Origin of the sequence: Paraburkholderia unamae (genome assembly GCF_003268775.1) — a bacterium.
GTDB classification, from domain to species: domain Bacteria; phylum Pseudomonadota; class Gammaproteobacteria; order Burkholderiales; family Burkholderiaceae; genus Paraburkholderia; species Paraburkholderia unamae.
Map to the genome: position 1 here is coordinate 249,102 of NZ_QLSU01000007.1, position 21,747 is coordinate 270,848.

Here is a 21,747-nt window from a genome sequence, read left to right on the forward strand (position 1 = left end):
CCCCGCAAGCGGATTTTCAAGGTGCGCTCGCCCGCACGCCTCAGGCCGCCGCCGCGCCCGCGCCGGCGGCGCCGGGCTTGCGGTGCCGCGAGAGCCGTTCCTCGGCCTGTGCGAGCTGCTCCGGCAAGCCGCGCAGCACGACAATGTCGGCCTCGCGCAGCTTGGTCGACGGGTCCGGCTCCACGCCGCGAATGCCGTGGCGGCGGATCGCCGTGACCTCCACGCCGAGGTCGTAAAGACCCAGTTCCGCGAGCGTGCGGCCCACGGCGTCGGCGCGCTCGTCAACCGGTACGGATTGTAGCCGCACCTGCTCGTGACCGTCCTCGCCTGCATCGTCGGTGCCGTGGAAGTAGCCGCGCAAAAGGCTGTAGCGCTCGTCGCGCAGTTCCTCCACGCGCCGCACCACGCGGCGCATCGGCACGCCCATCACCACCAGCATGTGCGAGGCGAGCATCAGGCTGCCTTCCACGATCTCCGGAATCACCTCGGTCGCGCCCGCGGCGAGCAGGCGTTCGAGATCGGAGTCGTCCACGGTGCGCACGATCACGGGCAGCGTGGGCTCCAGTTCGTGAATGTGGTGGAGCACGCGAAACGCCGACTGCGTGTTGGCGTACGTGATCGCCACGGCCGCCGCGCGGTGGATGCCCGCCGCCACGAGCGACTCGCGCCGCGCGGCGTCGCCGAACACCACCGACTCGCCCGCCGCCGCCGCCGCCGCCACGCGGTCGGGGTCGAGGTCGAGCGCGACATACGAGAGGCCTTCGTATTCGAGCATGCGCGCGAGGTTCTGCCCCGCCCGGCCGTAGCCGCACACGATCACGTGGCCGCTTTGCTTGATGCTCTGCGTGGCGATGCGCGTCATCATCAGCGACTGCTGCATCCATTCCGTCGAGGAAAGGCGCAGCACGATGCGATCGGCGTTCTGGATCAGGAACGGCGCGGCCAGCATGGAAAGCAGCATGGCGGCGAGGATCGCCTGGAGCAATGTGGGATCGACGAGGTGCTTGTCGAGAATGAGGTTCAACAGCACGAAGCCGAATTCGCCGGCCTGCGCAAGGCCGAGACCCGTGCGCATGGCCACGCCCGGCGACGCGCCAAAGAGGCGCGTGAGCGCCGTGATGAGCACGGCCTTGAGCACGACCGGGCCGACCACGAACGCCCCGACCATGACCGGGTGCTGCCAGATCACGTGCGGATTGAGCAGCATGCCCGTGGTCACGAAGAAGAGGCCGAGCAGCACGTCGCGAAACGGCTTGATGTCCTCCTCCACCTGGTGCCGGTACGGCGTTTCGGCGATCAGCATGCCCGCGATGAACGCGCCGAGCGCGAGCGACAGGCCGAACTTGTCGGTGATGAACGCCGCGCCCAGCGTGACGAGCAGCACGTTGAGCACGAACAGTTCCTGCGAGCGCCGGCGCGCGACCACGTTGAACCAGCGCGTCATGAACTTCTGGCCGACGAAGAGCAGGATGCCGAGCGCGAGCACGATCTTCACGGCGGCCGTGCCGAGCGATTCGAGCAGCGACCTCGACGAGCCGCCGAACGCGGCGATCACGATGAGCAGCGGCACCACGGCCAGATCCTGGAACAGCAGCACGCCGAGAATGTTGCGGCCGTGCTCCGACTCGATTTCGAGCCGCTCCGAGAGCATCTTGCTCACGATGGCCGTGGACGACATGGCGAGCGCGCCGCCCAGCGCCACGCACGCCTGCCACGTGATATGCACCCACGGCTCCAGCACGAGCCCGAGCAGCAGCGCCACCAGAATCGTGCCCAGCACCTGCGAGAGCCCGAGGCCGAACACGGCGTGGCGCATCGCGCGCAGCTTGGACAGCGAGAATTCGAGCCCGATCGAGAACATCAGGAACACGACGCCGAACTCGGCCAGGTTCTGCGCGCCGTGCGTATCCGGCACGATGCCGAGCGCGCGCGGGCCCACCAGAATGCCGACCGTGAGGTAGCCGAGCATGGGCGGCAGATTCAGATAACGAAACAGCACGACGCCAACCACCGAGGCGAGCAGCAGGAACAGCGTCATTTCCAGCGGGGAAATCATCGTGTGAAACGTCCTCGTTCGTCAGCGTGACCGGCGATGCAATTATTCACCCGCGCCGATCCTGTCCCAGTCCGGGTCAATGATCGATGCAAAGGCGGCTTGATGGGAAGTGCCAGGGAGAATCTACGGGGAACCACGGGGAGCTACAGGAAACTGCGAGGCCGCGCCTCGCTGTCCGTGCACGAGGTTTTCGCGCAGGGGGCGTCGGCGCGGCGCACAGACGCCTTTGTTATACTCCGCGAATGATAGCGAAAATCAATGGCGATCGGGCGCTGAAGCTCGCTCGCGACGTGCTCGACATCGAAGCCGACGCCGTGCGCGGACTTCGCGACCGGCTCGACGACAACTTCGTCGGCGCAGTCGATCTCATCCTCAGTTGCCGTGGACGCGTGGTCGTTTCCGGCATCGGCAAATCGGGCCACATTGCCCGCAAGCTCGCGGCTACGCTCGCCTCCACCGGCACGCCCGCCTTCTTCGTGCATCCGGCCGAAGCGAGCCACGGCGACCTCGGCATGGTCACCGCCGACGACGTCTTCATCGGCCTGTCGAACTCCGGCGAGTCGGAAGAGCTCGTCGCCATCCTGCCGCTCGTCAAGCGCATTGGCGCGAAGCTCATCGGCATCACGGGCAATCGCCCGCAATCGACGCTCGGCCAGCTCTCCGACGTGCATCTGGACGCAGGCGTCGAAAAGGAAGCCTGCCCGCTGAACCTCGCGCCCACCGCGAGCACCACGGCGGCGCTCGCGCTTTCGGACGCGCTCGCGGTCGCCGTGCTCGACGCGCGCGGCTTCGGCGCGGACGACTTCGCGCGCTCGCATCCGGGCGGCGCGCTCGGCCGGCGTCTGCTCACCTACGTGCGCGACGTGATGCGCACGGGCGACGAGATCCCGAAGGTGCGCGACGACGTCACCGTGCGCGACGCCCTCTTCCAGCTCACGGCCAAGCGCATGGGCATGACGGCGATCGTCAGCGCGGAGAACCGCGTGCAAGGCATTTTCACCGACGGCGACCTGCGCCGCGTGCTCGAGCGCGCGGGCGATTTCCGCGACCTGCCGATCACGCAGGTCATGACGAAGGGCCCGCGCACCATCGGTCCGGACCAGCTCGCTGTCGAAGCCGTGGAACTCATGGAGCGCCATCGCATCAATCAGATGCTGGTCGTCGATACCGAGGGCATGCTGATCGGCGCGCTCAACATGCACGACCTGTTCTCCAAGAAGGTGATCTGATGGCTACCCCACTCGACGCAACCGCGCGCGCGGCGCGCGTGCGGCTCATGATTTTCGACATCGACGGTGTGCTCACCGACGGCGGGCTGCTGTTCACCGGCGCGGGCGACACGATGAAGGCGTTCAACTCGCTCGACGGCCACGGCGCCAAGCTCCTGCGCGAAGCGGGCATCGACACGGCCATCATCACCGGCCGCCGCTCGGAAATCGTCGCCGTGCGCGCGAAGGAGCTGAAGATCACGCACCTGTGGCAAGGCGTGGAGGACAAGCGCGTGGCGTTCGCCGAGCTGCTCTCGCAAACGGGCATCGCGCCCGAGGCGTGCGGCTACATGGGCGACGACTGGCCCGACCTCGGCGTGATGCTCCAGTGCGGCTTCGCCGCCGCGCCCTCGAACGCCCACCCGGACGTGCTCTCGCGCGCCCACTGGGTGTCCGACAAGGTGGGCGGCCACGGCGCCGTGCGCGAAGTCACCGACCTGATCCTGCGGGCGCAGAACCATTACGACGCCCTGCTCGCCGCGGCCTGTGCGCCACTTGCCGGGATGCCGCGATGAACCAGAAGTTCCGCCTCACTTCGCTCGTGCCGCTCTTTTGCGTGGCCGCGCTCGCCGGCTTCACGTGGTGGCTGCTACAGGCCGTCCAGCCGCGCGAGAAAGAGGCGGCGCCGCGTCCGCTCACGCACTCGCCCGATTATTTCGCCGATAACTTCTCGGTGTCCGAGCTCGACCAGTCCGGCGCCACGCAGTACCGGCTCACGGCCACGCACATGGTTCACTATGAGGACGACGAGAACAGCGACCTCACGAACCCGGCCGTGCGCGCGTTCCAGCCCGGCAAGCCGATCGTGACGGCCACAGGCTTGCGCGGCACGGTCAACGCCGACGCCTCGATCGTCAATCTGTACGACAACGCGCGCATCGTGCGCTCGGCTGGTGCAGGCGACCCGGAAATGCAAGCCGATTCCGAACATTTCAAAGTGCTCGTGAACGACGATGTGATCCTGACTGAAAAGCCGGTTAAACTTCGACGCGGCCAGTCGGTCATGACGGCCACCAGCGGCATGAACTACAACAACGTTACCCGGGTCATCCAGCTCTTCGGCAACGTCCGAGGCGCGATCGCCCCGGCTGACTCCGGCGGCTCGTCCTGAACGCCGGGCCGTCCACGCAAGGCATGATTGCATGAACGATTCGCTTCCCCGTCCTCTGAACGGCCGTTCGCTCAACGCGCGCCGCGCCCTTTTCGCGGCGCTGCCGGCGCTCGCCGCCGCGCTGCTGCTCGGCGGCCTCGCGCCCGCGGCCCACGCCGAGCGCGCCGACAAGGACAAGCCGCTCAATATCGAAGCGGACAACATGACCTATGACGACCTGAAGCAGCAGACCGTCTTCACCGGCCACGTGGTCGCCACCAAGGGCACGATCCTCATCAAGGCCGACAAGCTCGTCGTCACGCAGGACCCGCAGGGCTACCAGTACGCGACCGGCACCGTTGCGCCGGGCACGCCCGACGACAAGCTCGCCTATTTCCGCCAGAAGCGCGAAGGACTCGACGAATTCGTCGACGGCACGGCCGAGCGCATCGACTACGACGGCAAGCAGGACCTCACCACGCTCACGACCCGCGCCACGGTGCGCCGCCTCCAGGGCACCTCGACGGTGATGGATCAGGTCCACGGCAGCGTGGTCACGTACGACGGCCAGAACGACTTCTACACGGCGCGCTCGGGCAAGGATGTCGCCGGCCCCGGCAACCCCGGCGGCCGCGTGCGCGCGATGCTTGCGCCGCGCAACACCGGCGCAGCGGGACTCACCGGCGCGCCGGCCACGCTCGCTCCGTCCTCTACGCTGAAGGGAGCGCCGCAACAGTGAACACCATCACCGCACCCCAAAGCCACGGCCGCCAGCTCGCCGGCAAGACAAGCTCGCTCGTCGTGCGCAACCTGAAGAAGCGCTATGGCTCGCGCACGGTCGTCAAGGACGTTTCGCTCGACGTGAAAAGCGGCGAAGTGGTCGGTCTGCTCGGCCCCAACGGCGCCGGCAAGACCACCTCGTTCTACATGATCGTGGGGCTCGTCCCGCTCGACGCCGGCGAGATCGACCTCGACGGCCAGTCCATCAGCCTCTTGCCCATTCACAAGCGCGCGGCGCTCGGCCTGTCGTATCTGCCGCAGGAAGCCTCGGTATTCCGCAAGCTCACCGTCGAGGAGAACATCCGCGCGGTGCTCGAGCTTCAGGTGGACGGCAACGGCAAACGTCTGTCGAAAGACGTCATCACCTCGCGCGCCGAGGCGCTGCTCGACGAGTTGCAGATCTCGCATTTGCGCGAAAACCCCGCGCTTTCGCTGTCCGGCGGCGAGCGCCGTCGTGTCGAAATCGCGCGCGCGCTGGCCACCGACCCGAGCTTCATCCTGCTCGACGAGCCGTTCGCGGGCGTCGACCCGATCGCCGTGCTGGAAATCCAGAAGATCGTGAAGTTCCTCAAGCAACGCAACATCGGCGTGCTGATCACGGACCACAACGTGCGCGAGACGCTCGGCATTTGCGACCACGCGTACATCATCAGCGACGGCACCGTGCTCGCGGCCGGTGCACCCGGCGACATCATCGAAAACGAAAGCGTGCGCCGCGTCTATCTCGGCGAGCACTTCCGCATGTAAGTCCCTGGGGCGTGCGTCGCGCGCCCGCCCATCGTTCACGGCTGTCCCCGCGGCGCTCACGGAACGTGAGCGAGCCGCAGCGCGCATGCTCACGCTTGCTCGCATTTTTCCCGCGTTTTCCGGCTTTTTCCTGGGTTTTTCCTGTGTAATCCCGCTGTATCGACCTTGTCCATGACGGGTGCACGGCAATCCTGTTTGCGCACCAAATTCGGGGCGCGTCGCGACACGGCACACGCTCGTATTCGCGAATGTCCCGTGGTTTCGTCCGCGTGGCAAACTCTTTACAATGGTTCGCACACCGCCATGAAAGCCAGCCTCCAACTCCGCCTCTCGCAGCATCTTGCGCTCACGCCACAACTGCAACAGTCCATCCGGCTGCTTCAGCTGTCGACGCTCGAACTGCAACAGGAGGTCGCCACGGCGATCGCGCAGAACCCGTTGCTCGAGAACGAGGACGACTGGATCGCGAGCCCGCTGCGCGTGGCCGCCGACGGCTCGCTCATCGCGCAACCGCCCGCCTCCGCGGGCGCCGAACCGATGCAGGGCGGAAGCACGTCCACTACCTCGGCCAACGGCAGCAGCGAGAACGGCGAAAGCGAGCCGCGCGGCGTGGACGAATACGACGGCCTGGGCGGCGACGCGAACGGCGACGCGAGCCAGTGGAACCTCGACGACTATGGCCGCTCGGGCAACGCCTCCGACGACGACGACCTGCCGCCGCTCCAGATCCACGAATCGACCACCACGCTGCGCGACCACCTGATGGCGCAGTTGCGCGAGACGAACGCGAGCCTGCGCGATCGCGCACTGATCACGTTCCTCATCGAATCGCTCGACGAAGACGGCTACCTCAGCGCGACCTGTGAGGAAATTCTTGCCGATATTCCTGAGGAACTCGAAGTCGACGGCGACGAGCTCAACGCGGCGCTCGCGCTCTTGCACAGCTTCGACCCCGCGGGCGTCGGCGCGCGCTCGGCTTCCGAGTGCCTCAAGCTGCAACTGCTGCGCGTCAATTCGTCGCCAACGCGCACGCTCGCGCTCGAGATCGTGTCGAACCATCTGGAACTGCTCGCCGCGCGCGACTTCACGCGGTTGCGCAAGCAACTGAAGACGGGCGACGACGAGCTGCGCGACGCGCATACGCTGATCCGCTCGCTGGAACCGTTCCCGGGTGCGTCATACGGCAAGGCCGAAGCCGATTACGTGGTGCCGGACATCATCGTGAAGCGAAGCGGCCAGAACTGGCACGCGGAGCTGAACCCGGAAGTGGTGCCGAAGCTGCGCATCAACCATCTGTACGCGAATATTTTGCGCAACAACCGGGGCGACCCGGGCAGCGGATCGCTGCGCCAGCAGTTGCAGGAAGCGCGCTGGCTCATCAAGAACATCCAGCAGCGCTTCGAGACGATCCTGCGCGTGGCGCAGGCTATCGTCGAGCGTCAGAAGAACTTTTTCGTGCACGGCGAAATCGCCATGCGCCCCTTGGTTTTGAGGGAGATTGCTGATACGCTGGGCCTACACGAATCAACTGTCTCGCGTGTGACAACCGGCAAATACATGCTGACTCCGTTCGGGACACTTGAATTTAAGTACTTCTTCGGATCGCATGTATCGACGGACACGGGGGGCGCTGCATCGTCCACCGCCATCCGCGCCCTCATCAAGCAACTCATAGGAGCCGAGAACCCCAAATCTCCTCTTTCGGACAGCCGCATAGCCGAACTGCTGGCGGAACAGGGCTTCGTCGTCGCGCGACGCACCGTCGCGAAGTATCGTGAAGCGCTGAAGATTCCGGCGGTCAATCTGCGCAAGTCTCTTTAGCTTGTTCCGGCTTTTACGGAGCAAGCGTTTTCCGGCCGCTACGCCCGTTGGTGGACATGGCCGGCCGAGCTAGCCCGTCGTCGCAGGCCTTTCGGGGAGCCGCGCGCAGGCAGAGAGTCGACCGGCATTGCCGCACTTCACGCGTCACGCGGCCATTAGCCTGGAGAAGCACTATGAATCTGAAGATCAGTGGACACCATCTCGAAGTAACGCCAGCGTTGCGAGAATACGTGATCACCAAACTGGACAGGGTGCTAAGACATTTCGATCAGGTAATCGATGGCAATGTGGTCCTCTCGGTCGACAACCATAAGGAAAAGGATAAGAGACAGAAGGTTGAAGTGAACCTTCATCTGAAAGGCAAGGATATTTTTGTGGAGAGCGCGAACGGCGACATGTATGCCGCCATCGACCTCGTGGTCGACAAACTGGACCGCCAGGTCGTGCGTCACAAGGACCGCGTGCAGGGGCATCAGCATGATGCGATCAAGCATCAGCCCGCGCCCGTGATCGAGGTCCCGCCGCAATGAGCCTCGTGGCGATCCACGCCATGAAGCAGGGCTGGAGTCGATAGTTCATCCTCCGCCCGTGAAGCAAGCCGCCCGAACCGGGCGGCTTTTTCATGAGTGTGCGCAACTTTGGATGGTGTCGACTGCGGCTGGGCGCGGCGGCGGTGCAACCGGGGAACACGGGTTGCGCTTATGCATGGCGCATCGCACCATCGGCACGGACGCTTGTTCTATAATGGTCCAGTCGTTTTTGGGATCCCACGCACCATCGGGCCCCACGGTCCCGGCACCGGGCTTCGTCGCCTGATCCAATGCGCCCCGCGAAGCGGGGAGTGGCTGGGGTGAGGAGCATTCAGGCCACGTTTTCGCCTGCCAACATGAATCGTTTAGCCAAAATACTTCCCATCGAGAACGTCGTCGTCGGCCTGTCCGTTACCAGCAAGAAACGCGTGTTCGAGCAGGCTGGCCTGATCTTCGAAAACCAGAACGGCATCGCCCGCAGCACGGTTACGGACAATCTTTTCGCCCGCGAGCGCCTCGGCTCCACGGGCCTCGGCGAAGGCGTCGCCATTCCTCACGGCCGCATCAAGGGCCTGAAGCAGCCGCTGGCCGCCTTCGTGCGCCTCGCCGAGCCGATCGCCTTCGAAGCGCCGGACGGCCAGCCCGTCTCGCTGCTCATCTTCCTGCTCGTGCCCGAACAGGCCACGCAGCAGCACCTTGAAATCCTCTCCGAAATCGCGCAACTGTTGTCGGATCGCGAAACGCGCGAGCGGCTGCACACGGAAGAGGACCGCGAAACGTTGCATCGCCTGCTCACCCAGTGGCAACCTTGATGTAATGCGCGGCGTCGTGCCCGGCCGCTTGCGCGCGTTCGCGCCGGCACGGGCGCAGGCGCGCGTTCGCACCATCGGGCAGGCAAATTTCGCGCAGGTCATGCAGGTTACGAAGGTTATTTAGCCAGCAGTTAAGCCGGCAGTTAAGCGAGCCCTCTCGCGGAGTCAGCGACTCATGGACACTTCCAGCATCAACGCCCAAAGCATCTTCGACGACAACGCCACCACGCTGAAACTCAGCTGGCTGACGGGGCACGAAGGCTGGGAACGCGGCTTTTCGACGGAAACGGTGGCCACGGCCACGGCGAGCGCGGACCTCGTCGGCCACTTGAACCTCATCCACCCGAACCGCATCCAGGTGCTCGGCGACGCCGAGATCCACTACTACCAGCGACAGACCGACGAAGACCGCTCGCGCCACATGGCCGAGCTGATCGCGCTCGAACCGCCCTTCCTCGTGGTCGCAGACGGCATGACCGCGCCGCCCGAACTGGTGCTGCGTTGCACGCGTTCGTCCACGCCGCTCTTCACCACGCCGATGTCGGCGGCCACCGTCATCGACAGCCTGCGCCTCTACATGTCGCGCATCCTCGCGCCGCGCGCGACGCTGCACGGCGTGTTCCTCGACATTCTCGGCATGGGCGTCTTGCTCACGGGCGACTCGGGCCTCGGCAAGAGCGAACTGGGGCTGGAACTGATCAGCCGCGGCCACGGCCTCGTGGCCGACGACGCGGTGGACTTCGTGCGCCTCGGGCCCGATTTCGTCGAAGGCCGCTGCCCGCCGCTCTTGCAGAATCTGCTCGAAGTGCGGGGCCTGGGTCTGCTCGACATCAAGACGATCTTCGGTGAAACGGCCGTGCGCCGGAAGATGAAGCTCAAGCTCATCGTGCAACTGGTGCGCCGCCCGGACGGCGAGTTCCAGCGCCTGCCGCTGGAGAGCCAGACCGTGGACGTGCTCGGCCTGCCGATCAGCAAAGTCACGATCCAGGTGGCCGCGGGCCGCAACCTCGCCGTGCTGGTCGAGGCCGCCGTGCGCAACACGATCCTGCAACTGCGCGGCATCGACACGCTGCGCGACTTCATGGACCGCCAGCGCCTCGCCATGCAGGACCCCGACAGCCAGTTTCCCGGCAAGCTGATCTGACGCCGCCGCGCGCGCAAGCAGTACGCTAAGCACGACGGGCGCGCCCTGCGCGCCTGCGACGCAAGCCGCGCGGCCCGGAGAGCCGGTACAGGCGCGCGGATCGGATGCTATGATGACCCAATCGGGTTCATCGACTTTCCCATGCGTATCATCCTGATCACCGGCATCTCAGGCTCCGGCAAGTCAGTGGCGCTCAATGCGCTCGAAGACGTCGGCTACTTCTGCGTCGACAATCTGCCGCCGCGCTTTCTGCCGCAACTCGCGCAATATCTCAGCGACGATGGCTACGAGCGCCTGGCGGTCGCGATCGACGCGCGCTCGAGTTCTTCGTTCGACGACATGCCGGAGATGATTCGCGACCTCGCGAAACGCCATGACGTGCGCGTGCTGTTTCTCAACGCGAGCACGCAGGCGCTCATCCAGCGCTTCTCGGAAACGCGACGACGCCATCCGCTCTCGGGCTCGGCCGCGCATGACGCCAACGTGGGCATGCTCAAGTCGCTGGAAGAGGCCATCGAGCACGAACGCGAGCTGGTCTCGAACCTGGCCGAATTCGGTCACCAGGTCGATACGAGCAACCTGAGCTCGAACGCGCTGCGCCAGTGGGTGAAGGTGTTCGTGGAGGGCGAGCGCGGCTCGCTCATGCTCACGTTCGAATCGTTTGGCTTCAAGCGCGGCGTGCCGCTCGACGCGGACCTCGTGTTCGACGTACGCACGCTGCCGAATCCGCACTACGACGCCCGCCTGCGGCCGCTCACCGGGCTCGATCAGCCCGTGATCGACTTCCTCAATGCACAGCCGGCCGTCCACGAAATGATCGACGATGTCTATGGGTTCGTCGCGAAATGGCTGCCGCATTTTCGCGCGGACAACCGCAGCTATCTGACCGTCGCCATCGGCTGCACCGGCGGCCAGCACCGCTCCGTGTACATCGCCCAGACGCTCGCCACGCGCTTTGCCAGCGGGTCGAACGTTATCGTGCGTCACCGCGACGCGCCTCTCGATGTCGGAGAATCGTCGCGGCTGATCGCCTAACCGGCCGCGCATCGCGCGGTCCTTAACGGAAAGCGTTGCGCCATGTCCTCGTCTACTGCCGTGCTTGCCGATTTGCCGCTGTTCCCGCTGCATACGGTATTGTTCCCTGGCGGCCTGCTGCCGCTCAAGATTTTCGAAGCGCGATACCTGGACATGGCGAGCGAGTGCCTGCGCGAGCACACGCCGTTCGGCGTGTGCCTGCTCAAGAGCGGCGCCGAAGTCGCGCAGCACTACGAGCCCGCGGTGCCCGAGCCGGTTGGCTGCCTCGCCGTCATCGACCAGTGCGACGCCGAGACCATCGGCATGCTGCACATCCAGACGCACGGCACGCAGCGCTTTCAACTGCTCTCGCATCGCGTGGAAGCCGACGGCCTGCTCGTGGGCATGGCCGAATTGATTCCCGAAGACATTCCGCTTGAAGGCAGCGGGCAACTCGCGAAGTTCGGCGCGTGCGCCGAGGTGCTGGAGCGGATCATCGCGACAATTCGCGAGCGCGACCCCGCAAGCCTGCCGTTCGCGGAGCCGTTCCGCTTCGACGATCCCTCATGGGTATCGAACCGTCTCGCCGAAGTGCTGCCCATTGCGCTGCGCGCGCGTCAAAAGCTGATGGAGTTGAACGACGCCGGTGCGCGCATCGACGTCGTGCATCACTACATGCAGCAGCATCAGTTGCTTTGATGCGCTAACGGCGGCTGGATCGCGCGGTCAACCTTGCGCCTCGAGGGAGCCAATATATCCAGAATGCATACTCAAGGATCCACCCAAGGTTTGGCAAGAGCAAGCGTGATGAGGTATCGCGTCTCGTCAGGGTGCTTGTCATCCTGGAAACAGGCCATCCCCAACATGATCTGGAAACGCTGACCGGCACTCCAATAGCTTACATTGGACTCACAAGCCGCCAGGTTTGCACGCCATTGCAGCGTATCGGCAATCGGTGGATCGTCCCTTACATGGATGGGTTCCCAGCCGGCTTTGACCCACTGCGCTTGCAAATCCAGTACAACCTTGAGCGCATCGTCCAGGGGTAGCGGCTCGATTTGCGGTGACATCCGCACGCTATCTACCCTCCCCTTTATGTAGCTCACTGTAAAGAAGCGGGCTAGCGGCGTGATGAACCCATATTGAGGATCGGCGAAGCGCAGGCGCGCATCTGACTTGGGGATGGTGTACCAGATTTCGTTTGGAATAGCCGGATCAATCCTTGCGCTGGAGCGCTGACGCATGGTCTCCCAAGGCTCACCGATAACCAGGGCGATTTCCGGATTCTTCGGATAGGTCCGCTCCCACCACCGCAGGACAGCCAGTAACAGCACCGCTAATGCGAACAGGCCTAGCCCAATGCGCACCCCGCCCTTCGATACCGGCCATTTCATCGCACACCTTGCCCCGCTGCAATATCCTGAAGGGATTGCTCAACAAGCCTGCGATTGGCGTTATGAAGCATCTCGTCAAACCGCGCCGCAGCCTTGAGAACGAAGGGCATGCGCTGCTCGACTTGGGAGAGGTCAGCCAGGGCGCTATTGCTGAAGCCAACGGTACGTCCATCGTCGACGCGGCCACACTGGCTGGCGAGCGTCAATTCGATGACCTCAGCCACGCCGGATGGGAAGCCGGTGACATAAGAGGCTTGGTCCGCACGCAACAACGTGATCAGTTGAGGATCGCTGTACATTGCGGGTTGCAGGATATTGATCTGCTCATGCTGAGCCAGAAATTTGACGCTTTCCGCAATTTGGCCGGAATCAATGGATTCGAAGGCCTGGAGAATCTGACGATAGTCCAGACCAAATTTCAATTTTTTTCCGATTGGCCAGAACACCGGAGGTTTATCGGCTATTTTCTGGCGCGCGGGCAAACAAATCTTAAGCTCCTTGAGCCCACGCTTCTTGTAGAAGGCATGTAACGGAAACACGTCCAGGAACAGTGTCGTATTGCCCAAGGCCAGCATATCGTACATATGCTGGTACTGTTGCTGCGCCAGCGATAGCGGCTCGCCATCGCGGCGCACATCAATACTTGGCACTGGATTGTTGCGGCGGGCCTGTTGGTAGTCGCGCTGCGCAGTTTCATCGACTTCGCTGACAGTGAGTAGACCGGAAATGCGCCAGCCTGGCTGCGAACTGCGTGCCATGCGCTGGGCAGCATCATGCTCAGCTTGAATCTTCTTGATCGAGTCCGCAGCGTGCAGCAGGCCGCACCCAACCTGCTTTGAGGCGAAGGCCGCAAGACCTGCCCACTGAAAGCGGGGATCGTTCAGCCAAAGTCTGGCATAAGCGGCGTTGATAGCACGGTTGCGGAGCCGGGGATCAGGAAGCAATGTGCCACCGGGCGCCACGATGTCTTCCGCTTCTTTTTGGTATGAACGCCAGATGCACTCACAGGTGAGAACCGGCACTTCCGTGATCTTGACCTTCTGCCCGTTATCTTCGGTGAAGTAGCTCTTGCACTCTGAGAGAGGCTTTGTGTTCTTGTGCAACTCCAGGTCGTCGCAAGCGTGATCCTTGAAGCACCGTGTCATCGTCTCCTCCCGAAAGAGGACCACCCTAGCAAGTCTGACTTGAGGGACATTGACGATGGACAGGAAACGCGCTTTGCCCTGTGCAAGTACTACAACGCAAACGTCCGAACGCTACGCGTGAGGTCACGCATCCCCATCTCGACCGACGAGGACGCTTCGCAACTTGCGCGTGGTGTCACGGGAACGGAAGGAGGATGCCCAGTCAGTTGGCTAAAGCCAGAAGCGCGATGCGCACCTTCTGGGTGAGCTAAACCGCCTGCATCCACCGTTGAATCACCTGGTCAAATCAGCGGCCCACGCATCGCATCGAGCAGCTTGCGCACCGGCGCGGGCACGCCATACGCGTCGATATTGCCGAGCGACACCCATGCGGTCTGTCCATCGTTCACGTCGAGCGGCGCAGCGTCGCGTCGCAGTTCGATCACGCGCGGCTCGATATCGAGCTTGAAGTGCGTGAACGTATGCGTGAGCGGCGCGAGCGCGGAACTCGACGCCGCACACTCCGGCGTCACACCGAAGTCGCGCGCGCGCTCGGCGAGCGCGGGTTCGTCGGCGGCCTCAGGCAAGCTCCACAGTCCGCCCCAGATGCCCGACGGCGGGCGCTTCTCCAGCATCACGGCGTCGCCGTCGAGCAGCAGGAGCATCCATGTGCGTCGCGTGGGCACGGCCTTCTTCGGACGCGCGGCTGGCAGTTCGCGCTGACGACCCGTGGTGTTCGCCACGCAGTCGGCGGCAAACGGGCAACGCGCGCAGTCGGGCTTGCCCCGGCCGCACAGCGTCGCGCCGAGGTCCATCAAGCCCTGCGTGTACGCGCTCACGTCCGCATCGCTTGCGTCGGGGCCAGGCACGAGCGACTCGGCAAGCGCCCACATCGCGTTCTCCACGCGCTTTTCGCCGGGAAAGCCTTCCACGCCGAACACGCGCGCGAGCACGCGCTTCACGTTGCCGTCGAGAATCGTCTCGCGCGCGCCGAATGCGAACGACGCGATCGCGGCCGCGGTCGAGCGGCCGATGCCGGGCAACTCCGCGAGCGCTTCGACTGTCGAGGGAAACTGGCCGCCGTGCGCGTCGGCCACCACCTGCGCGCAGCGATGCAGATTGCGCGCGCGCGAGTAATAGCCGAGGCCGGCCCACAGCGCCATCACGTCGTCGTCGGGCGCGGCGGCGAGCGCCTCGACCGTCGGGAAGCGTTCGAGAAAGCGGGCGTAGTAAGGAATCACGGTCGCGACCTGGGTCTGCTGCAACATGATTTCCGACAGCCAGATGCGGTACGGATCACGCGTGTTCTGCCACGGCAGGTCGTGGCGGCCGTGCTCGCGCTGCCATGCGATCAGGCGCGGCGCGAAGCCGCCGAGCAGTTCCTGCGGATAGGCGCCTGCCGGAAGCGGCGTGGATTGGGACGAAGTTCGGTACATAAGGAAGCTTGCGGGTCAGCGCTGGCAGCGCGGACAGAAATAAGTGGAGCGCTGGCCCTGCACGATCTGTTTGATCGGCGTGCCGCACACGCGGCAGGGTTGGCCCGCGCGGTCATAAACAAAGTATTCGAGCTGAAAATAGCCACTTTCGCCGTTGCTGCCCACGAAGTCGCGCAGCGTGCTGCCGCCCTTCTCGATAGCCGAGGCGAGCACGGCGCGCACGGCGTCCGCGAGCAGTGCGTAGCGCGCGAGCGAAACGCGGCCCGCCGGAGTCGTGGGCCGGATGCCCGCGCGAAAGAGGCTTTCGGACGCGTAGATATTGCCAACGCCCACCACGATATCGCCCGCGAGCAACGCCTGCTTGACCGCCACCTTGCGCCCGCGCGTCTCGCGAAAGAGCAGCGCGCCATCGAACGCAGGCGTGAACGGCTCGATGCCGAGCCCCGCGAGCAGCGGATGGCCTAGCACGTCGCCCGCCTCGCGCGGATGCCAGAGCACGGCGCCAAAGCGGCGCGGGTCGCGAAAGCGCAGCGTGAAGTCGTCGAAGAACCAGTCCACATGATCGTGCTTTTCGGCGGCGGGCGGCTTCGGCAGATTGCGCAGCACGCGCAGCGTGCCGGTCATGCCGAGATGCACGATGAACCAGCCCTCGTCCACCTCGAACAGCAGATATTTGCCGCGCCGCCCGACGGAGCGGATCGTGCGGCCGCGCAGCGTGCGCGCGAGCGTGGCCGGCACGGGCCAGCGCAATGAGGGGTTGCGCACCTCCACGCGCTCAACGCGGCGGCCTGCGACCCACGGTTCGATCCCTCTTCGGGTAACCTCAACTTCTGGCAACTCTGGCATGTCTGGCGGCCTGACACGGTCGGTAATTCGGGTTGGTCTGCAACTTGCGTAAAGGTGTGTGCGCGTTGTGCGCGTATTGTAGCCAGCGCGTTACAATCGACCGAAACATTCGACGGAATTCCATGGAACTGTCTTTCGTTAAGCTGTTCGCGCAGCGTCCCACGACGCCCCGCCTGCCCGCCACCTTCGCGCGCCGCCTGATCGGCGCCGTGGTTCTCGCGGCCTGGGCGCTGACCACGTCGAGCGCGTACGCGCAGGATCCGGCCCCCGACACGGACGACACTTCCGTCACCATGCCGGACGCTTTCGGTCCCGCCTCGCCCGACGAGAAGAAGGATTTGCCGATCGTCCCGCTGTCGAGCCAGATCGTCTTCCAGGTGCTCGCCGCGGAAATCGCGCTGCAACGCGACCAGCCCGCGCCCGCCTTCCAGACGTATCTCGCGCTCGCGCGCGACACGCATGACCCGCGCATGGCGCAGCGTGCAACGGAAATCGCGCTCGCCGCGCAAAGCCCGACCGACGCGCTCACGGCCGTACAGCTCTGGCAGCAGTACGCGCCCGACTCCGAGCGCGCGGCGCAGCTCGACGCCTCGCTGCTCGTGCTCGCCGGCAAGCCCGACGACGCGCAGCCGCTGCTCGCGCGCGAGATGACGAAAGTCCCGGCCGACAGCCGCGGCCAGGCGATCCTCTCGCTGCAACTGCTGCTTTCGCGCGGCCCGAACCGCGTGGGCGGCCTGAATGTCCTCAAGACGCTGCTCAAGGACGACCTGAACCGTCCCGAGGCGCAACTCGCGATCGGCCGCCAGCAACTGCTCGCCGACGACGTGCCCGGCGCGCGCAAGTCGTTCGAGCAGGCGCTCACGCTCAAGCCCGACTACCTGCCCGCCGCGCTCATGCTCGCGCAGATGGGGCCGGAGGAGCGCGCGGAAGGCATCGCTTCGATCGAGAAGTACGTCCAGCAGAATCCGAAGTCGCGCGAAGGCAGGCTTGCGCTCGCGCAAACCTATCTTGCCGCCGACCGCCTCGACGACGCGCAAAAGCAGTTCGAGACCCTGCACAAGGACAACGCGAACGACTTGATGCCGCTCATGGCACTTGCGCTCATCAACGTGCAGCAAAAGAAGTTCGATGCCGCTCAGAAGTACCTGACGCAATACGCGCAGGTTGCCGAGAAGAATCCGGCCGCCGATCCCGGCCAGGCCTACATTTACCTCGCGCAACTGTCGGTCGAGCAGAAGGACGACGCGGGTGCGCAAAAGTGGCTCGACAAGATCCAGCCCAACAGCCAGCAGTACGTGCCGGCGCAGATCACGCGCGCGCAGATCCTCGACAAGGAAGGCAAGACCGACGAAGCGCGCCGCCAGCTCGCGAGCATCCAGGCCGACGATCCGCGCGACCAGGCGCTGATCGCGCGCACCGATGCCGCGATCCTGTTCGACGCGAAGCGCTATCCGGAGGCCGAAGCGCGCCTTGCAAAGGCGACCGCCGACTTCCCGGACGACCCCGACCTCACCTATGACTACGCCATGGCTGCGGAAAAGACCGGCCATTACGACGTCATGGAAGCGCAGTTGCGCAAGCTCATCAAGACGCAACCCGACAATCCGCAGGCCTACAACGCGCTCGGCTATTCGCTCGCCGACCGCAACCAGCGCCTCCAGGAAGCTGACAAGCTCGTCGAGAAAGCTTCGGCGCTCGCACCGGACGACGCGTTCATCATGGACAGCGTGGGCTGGGTGAAGTACCGCCTGGGTGACAACGCCGACGCAATCAAGGTTTTGCGCAAGGCCTACACCATGCAGCCGAACGCCGAAATCGGCGCGCATCTCGGCGAAGTGCTCTGGAAGAACGGCGACCAGGACGGCGCGCGGCAGGCCTGGCGCGAGGCCCGCAAGCTTGAACCCGACAACGACACGCTCCTGAAGACGCTCAAGCGCTTCCAGGTGAACGATCTCTGATGGCAGATTTTTTCAATACCGTTTCTCCCAAGGCCCTCCCTGCTGCGCGCGTCGCCCGGTTTGCGCGCCGCGCGTCGCTCGGCGCGGCGGCAGCCGCGCTCCTCGTGCTGGCGGGCTGCGCCACGCAGCAAGCGCCGCGCCAGCCGTCCACCTCGAACGCCACGACCTCGCTCAGCACGCAGACGAACCGCGCCTGGCATGGGCGCTTCGCCGTGCAATATGTCGACCAGAATGGCCAGCAGCGCAACGCGTACGGCAACTTCGACTGGCGCGAGACCGACTCGACGGTCACGCTGCAACTGCTCAACCCGCTCGGCCAAACGCTCGCGCTCGTGACCTCCGCACCGGCTCAGGCCACGCTCGAACTGCCCAACCGCCCCCCGCTCACGGCCGACAACGTGAGCACGCTCATGCAGCAGGCGCTCGGCTTCGCGCTGCCCGTCGAGGGGTTGCGCTACTGGCTGCAACCGTCGGTCGCGCCCACGTCGCACGCGCGCACCACGCCCGACCCGCAAGATCCGCAGCGCCTTGCCCAGATCCAGCAAGACGGCTGGACCATCGATTACGTTGCGTACGCCGACGCACCGGCCACGGGCGTGAAGCGCGTTAATCTCACGCGCGAAGAACCGCCGCTTCAGATCAAGCTCGTGCTCGACCAGTAAGCGGACCGGCACGCTCCAACATCAGCGTGATCTGGCCGGCGCGCGCCGGTCAGTTCCAGGCATCATTCCAGGCATCATGATCGAAACCCAGGACTCGCTGCGCGACTGCCTCGCGCCCGCGAAACTCAATCTCTTCCTGCACATCACGGGCCGCCGCCCCAATGGCTACCACGATTTGCAGACCGTGTTCCAGTTGCTCGACTGGGGCGACACGCTGCATTTCACGCGCCGCCGTGACGGCCGCATCACACGCACCGTCGAAGTGGAAGGCGTGCCCGCCGAACACGATCTCACCGTGCGCGCCGCGACGTTGCTCAAGGCGCACACCGGCACGACCGAAGGCGTCGAGATCGACATCGAAAAGCGTCTGCCGATGGGCGCGGGTCTTGGCGGCGGCAGTTCCGACGCGGCCACCACGCTGCTCGCGCTCAACCGTCTGTGGAAGCTCAACGTGCCGCGCGAAGAACTCCAGGCGCTCGCACTCAAACTGGGTGCTGACGTACCCTTCTTCGTGTTCGGAAAAAATGCGTTCGCGGAGGGTGTTGGAGAGGCATTGGAGGCTGTACAATTGCCCCCGCGTCATTTTTTGGTGGTGACGCCGCGGGTTCATGTTCCTACTGCTGAAATTTTTTCAGAAAAGTCGTTGACAAGGGACACAAAGACCTGCACAATAGCAGTCTTTCTTGCACAGCAAGCAACGCAGAACGGATGGCCAGACAGCTTCGGTCATAACGATATGCAAGCGGTTGTCGCAGGAAAATACGCGGAAGTAGCGCAGGTGCTTCGATGGTTTGAGCGTGTCTCGAACAGCATCACACCAGCGCGGATGACCGGATCGGGTGCCAGCGTTTTTGCAGCATTCGCCAGTCGGTCCGAAGCAGAATCGGCACGAGCCAGACTGCTTGCGGAACAACCGGACTGGAGAAGCGCGGTAGCCTCGAGTCTGAATACGCATCCACTCTTCGCTTTCGCGGCATAGTTTTGCATGGCTGATCGGCCCTACCCGGTCAGGCAAGCTCAAAGTTGAGTGTAGGGGAGTCGCCAAGTTGGTTAAGGCACCGGATTTTGATTCCGGCATGCGAGGGTTCGAGTCCTTCCTCCCCTGCCAAAATTTCAGGCAGTTCGCTCTGTGGGTTACCCGGAGCCATTCGCCTAAGTAGTTCCTCTCGTCCCCCCCAAGTCCGCAGCAGGTGCATGATGAGCAGCCATGACGGCCTGATGGTTTTTACTGGCAACGCCAATCCCGCGCTTGCCCAGGAAGTCGTCAAGATCCTCGGTATTCCCCTCGGCAAGGCTATGGTTAGCCGCTTCTCCGACGGTGAAATCCAGGTCGAAATCCAGGAAAACGTGCGTGGCAAGGACGTCTTCGTCCTTCAGTCGACGTGCGCTCCGACCAACGACAACCTGATGGAACTGATGATCATGGTCGATGCGCTCAAGCGCGCATCCGCAGGCCGGATCACCGCAGCCATCCCCTACTTCGGCTATGCCCGTCAAGACCGCCGCCCCCGTTCGGCGCGCGTCGCCATCTCGGCGAAGGTCGTGGCGAACATGCTGGAAATCGCCGGTGTCGAGCGGATCATCACGATGGATCTGCACGCTGACCAGATTCAGGGCTTCTTCGATATTCCCGTCGACAACATCTACGCTACGCCCGTGCTGCTCGGCGATCTGCGCAAGCAGAACTACGAGAACCTGCTGGTCGTTTCGCCTGACGTCGGCGGCGTGGTGCGCGCCCGTGCGCTCGCCAAGCAGCTTGGTTGCGATCTCGCGATCATCGACAAGCGTCGTCCGAAGGCGAACGTCGCCGAAGTGATGAACATCATCGGTGAAGTCGAAGGCCGCACCTGCGTGATCATGGACGACATGGTCGACACCGCCGGCACGCTCTGCAAGGCAGCGCAAGTGCTGAAGGAACGCGGCGCCAAACAGGTGTTCGCTTACGCCACGCACCCGGTTCTCTCGGGTGGCGCAGGCGAGCGTATCGCCGCCTCGGCGCTCGACGAGCTGGTTGTCACCGACACGATTCCGCTCGGTACCGAAGCGCGTTCGTGCCCGAAGATCCGCTCGCTCACGAGCGCCGGTCTGCTGGCCGAAACGTTCTCGCGTATCCGTCGCGGCGACTCGGTGATGTCGCTGTTCGCGGAAAGCTAAAAAGAATTGACGCGCAAAGCGCGGTGTTCGCGAGAATGCCGCGCTTTTGCACGTAATCGGCGCGAGCGGACGAAGGTTCGCGCTGCATCGCTGGGGGCCCGAAGGCAGGCGTTCTGCTGAAAAGGCCCCGTTTTACTGCCTGGTCGCGGGTAGTGCAATGGAGAATCAAATGAAAGTCATCGCTTTCGAGCGTAACCTGCAAGGTACGGGTGCGAGCCGCCGCCTGCGCATCGCTGGCAAGACCCCTGGCATCGTTTACGGTGTCGGTTCGGAGCCGCAACTGGTCGAACTCGACCACAATGCGCTGTGGCACGCCCTGAAGAAGGAAGCCTTCCACTCGTCGATCCTCGACCTCGAAGTGGCCGGCAAGTCGCAACAAGTTCTGCTGCGCGACGTGCAATATCACCCGTTCCGTCAGCTCGTGCTGCACGTGGACTTCCAGCGCGTGGATCCGAACAAGAAGATCCACACGAAGGTGCCCCTGCACTTCATGAACCAGGAAACCAACCCGGCTGTGAAGACGGGTGGCGCGATCATCTCGCACGTTCTGGCTGAAATCGAAGTCCAGTGCCTGCCGGCCCAACTGCCTGAATTCCTCGAAGTCGACCTCGCCAAGATCGAAGCCGGCCAGTCGCTCCACGCCAAGGACATCACGCTGCCCGCCGGCGTGACGCTCGTCTCGCACGTGGAAGCTGAAAACCCGGTCGTCGCGTCGGCACCCGTGCCGGCTGGCGCCCAGGCGGCTGCTGAAGGCGAAGAAGCGGCTGCGGAGTAATCGCAGCGGCCTCAACGAGCCGATCCTCTCGATCCGTTTCCCTGAAACGGACGACGTGACCCGCCGCGGTTCGCCCCGGCGGGTTTTTTTTCGCACTCTTTTCTACTCTTCCGTACACTTGCGGGTCGACTCAACG

21 protein-coding genes and 1 tRNA gene are annotated in these 21,747 nt (G+C 64.3%); 17 read left to right on the plus strand and 5 right to left on the minus strand.

Features of this window, described 5'->3' with window-relative positions:
- Positions 1-40: 40 nt before the first annotated feature.
- Positions 41-2,056, minus strand: coding sequence for a monovalent cation:proton antiporter family protein (locus tag C7401_RS14280; RefSeq protein WP_112172029.1), 2,016 nt, complete (start codon positions 2,054-2,056; stop codon positions 41-43).
- Between the two features lie 242 nt (positions 2,057-2,298).
- On the opposite strand from C7401_RS14280, the gene kdsD reads away from it, so the two are divergent.
- The 11 genes from kdsD (at position 2,299) to C7401_RS14335 (ending at position 11,961) form a co-directional block, all read left to right on the plus strand.
- Positions 2,299-3,285 (plus strand): arabinose 5-phosphate isomerase KdsD, encoded by a 987-nt coding sequence (kdsD, locus tag C7401_RS14285; RefSeq protein WP_112172030.1) that lies wholly within the window; start codon positions 2,299-2,301, stop codon positions 3,283-3,285.
- Positions 3,285-3,839: a KdsC family phosphatase gene (locus tag C7401_RS14290; protein ID WP_112172031.1), complete on the plus strand. Its 555-nt coding sequence runs from the start codon at positions 3,285-3,287 to the stop codon at positions 3,837-3,839. Before kdsD ends, C7401_RS14290 begins: the two co-directional genes overlap by 1 nt.
- Positions 3,836-4,435, plus strand: a complete 600-nt coding sequence (gene lptC, locus C7401_RS14295) for an LPS export ABC transporter periplasmic protein LptC (protein ID WP_112172032.1) — start codon at positions 3,836-3,838, stop codon at positions 4,433-4,435. Before C7401_RS14290 ends, lptC begins: the two co-directional genes overlap by 4 nt.
- A gap of 31 nt (positions 4,436-4,466) precedes the next feature.
- Positions 4,467-5,153, plus strand: a complete 687-nt coding sequence (gene lptA, locus C7401_RS14300; RefSeq protein ID WP_112172033.1) for a lipopolysaccharide transport periplasmic protein LptA — start codon at positions 4,467-4,469, stop codon at positions 5,151-5,153.
- 5 nt (positions 5,154-5,158) lie between these two features.
- Complete coding sequence (gene lptB, locus C7401_RS14305; protein ID WP_112172127.1) at positions 5,159-5,941, plus strand: LPS export ABC transporter ATP-binding protein; 783 nt, start codon at positions 5,159-5,161, stop codon at positions 5,939-5,941.
- Between the two features lie 303 nt (positions 5,942-6,244).
- Positions 6,245-7,762, plus strand: a complete 1,518-nt coding sequence (locus tag C7401_RS14310; RefSeq protein ID WP_112172034.1) for an RNA polymerase factor sigma-54 — start codon at positions 6,245-6,247, stop codon at positions 7,760-7,762.
- Positions 7,763-7,935: 173 nt separating this feature from the next.
- Positions 7,936-8,292, plus strand: a complete 357-nt coding sequence (hpf, locus tag C7401_RS14315; protein WP_112172035.1) for a ribosome hibernation-promoting factor, HPF/YfiA family — start codon at positions 7,936-7,938, stop codon at positions 8,290-8,292.
- A gap of 290 nt (positions 8,293-8,582) precedes the next feature.
- Complete coding sequence (gene ptsN / locus C7401_RS14320) at positions 8,583-9,104, plus strand: PTS IIA-like nitrogen regulatory protein PtsN (protein WP_181565583.1); 522 nt, start codon at positions 8,583-8,585, stop codon at positions 9,102-9,104.
- A 175-nt stretch (positions 9,105-9,279) separates the two neighbouring features.
- On the plus strand, positions 9,280-10,248 hold the full coding sequence (gene hprK / locus C7401_RS14325; RefSeq protein ID WP_028201859.1) for an HPr(Ser) kinase/phosphatase: 969 nt from the start codon (positions 9,280-9,282) through the stop codon (positions 10,246-10,248).
- A gap of 141 nt (positions 10,249-10,389) precedes the next feature.
- Complete coding sequence (gene rapZ, locus C7401_RS14330) at positions 10,390-11,283, plus strand: RNase adapter RapZ (protein ID WP_112172036.1); 894 nt, start codon at positions 10,390-10,392, stop codon at positions 11,281-11,283.
- A 42-nt stretch (positions 11,284-11,325) separates the two neighbouring features.
- Entirely contained in the window at positions 11,326-11,961 is a 636-nt protein-coding gene (locus C7401_RS14335) for an LON peptidase substrate-binding domain-containing protein (RefSeq protein ID WP_112172037.1), read from the plus strand.
- A gap of 71 nt (positions 11,962-12,032) precedes the next feature.
- Here C7401_RS14335 and C7401_RS14340 read toward each other — a convergent pair whose 3' ends face one another.
- From C7401_RS14340 to mutM, 4 genes are all read right to left on the minus strand, one after another.
- Positions 12,033-12,656: a hypothetical protein gene (locus C7401_RS14340; protein WP_112172038.1), complete on the minus strand. Its 624-nt coding sequence runs from the start codon at positions 12,654-12,656 to the stop codon at positions 12,033-12,035.
- Positions 12,653-13,801, minus strand: coding sequence for a DUF2515 family protein (locus C7401_RS14345; RefSeq protein ID WP_112172039.1), 1,149 nt, complete (start codon positions 13,799-13,801; stop codon positions 12,653-12,655). Before C7401_RS14345 ends, C7401_RS14340 begins: the two co-directional genes overlap by 4 nt.
- 281 nt (positions 13,802-14,082) lie before the next feature.
- Positions 14,083-15,216: an A/G-specific adenine glycosylase gene (gene mutY, locus C7401_RS14350; RefSeq protein ID WP_112172040.1), complete on the minus strand. Its 1,134-nt coding sequence runs from the start codon at positions 15,214-15,216 to the stop codon at positions 14,083-14,085.
- Between the two features lie 15 nt (positions 15,217-15,231).
- Entirely contained in the window at positions 15,232-16,062 is an 831-nt protein-coding gene (mutM, locus tag C7401_RS14355) for a bifunctional DNA-formamidopyrimidine glycosylase/DNA-(apurinic or apyrimidinic site) lyase (protein ID WP_112172041.1), read from the minus strand.
- 122 nt (positions 16,063-16,184) lie between these two features.
- Here mutM and C7401_RS14360 point away from each other — a divergent pair, with 122 nt between their 5' ends.
- The 6 genes from C7401_RS14360 to C7401_RS14385 all read left to right on the plus strand — a co-directional run bounded on the left by C7401_RS14360 (position 16,185) and on the right by C7401_RS14385 (position 21,611).
- Entirely contained in the window at positions 16,185-18,020 is a 1,836-nt protein-coding gene (locus C7401_RS14360; protein ID WP_112172042.1) for a tetratricopeptide repeat protein, read from the plus strand.
- On the plus strand, positions 18,020-18,682 hold the full coding sequence (gene lolB / locus C7401_RS14365; protein WP_112172043.1) for a lipoprotein insertase outer membrane protein LolB: 663 nt from the start codon (positions 18,020-18,022) through the stop codon (positions 18,680-18,682). Before C7401_RS14360 ends, lolB begins: the two co-directional genes overlap by 1 nt.
- A 76-nt stretch (positions 18,683-18,758) precedes the next feature.
- A complete protein-coding gene (gene ispE / locus C7401_RS14370; RefSeq protein WP_112172044.1) occupies positions 18,759-19,661 on the plus strand; it encodes a 4-(cytidine 5'-diphospho)-2-C-methyl-D-erythritol kinase in 903 nt (300 codons plus the stop codon).
- A 52-nt stretch (positions 19,662-19,713) separates the two neighbouring features.
- Positions 19,714-19,790: transfer RNA gene (locus C7401_RS14375), tRNA-Gln, on the plus strand.
- Between the two features lie 89 nt (positions 19,791-19,879).
- On the plus strand, positions 19,880-20,836 hold the full coding sequence (locus C7401_RS14380) for a ribose-phosphate pyrophosphokinase (protein ID WP_112172128.1): 957 nt from the start codon (positions 19,880-19,882) through the stop codon (positions 20,834-20,836).
- Positions 20,837-21,005: 169 nt separating this feature from the next.
- Positions 21,006-21,611, plus strand: a complete 606-nt coding sequence (locus C7401_RS14385; RefSeq protein WP_112172045.1) for a 50S ribosomal protein L25/general stress protein Ctc — start codon at positions 21,006-21,008, stop codon at positions 21,609-21,611.
- The last annotated feature ends 136 nt before the right edge of the window (positions 21,612-21,747 follow it).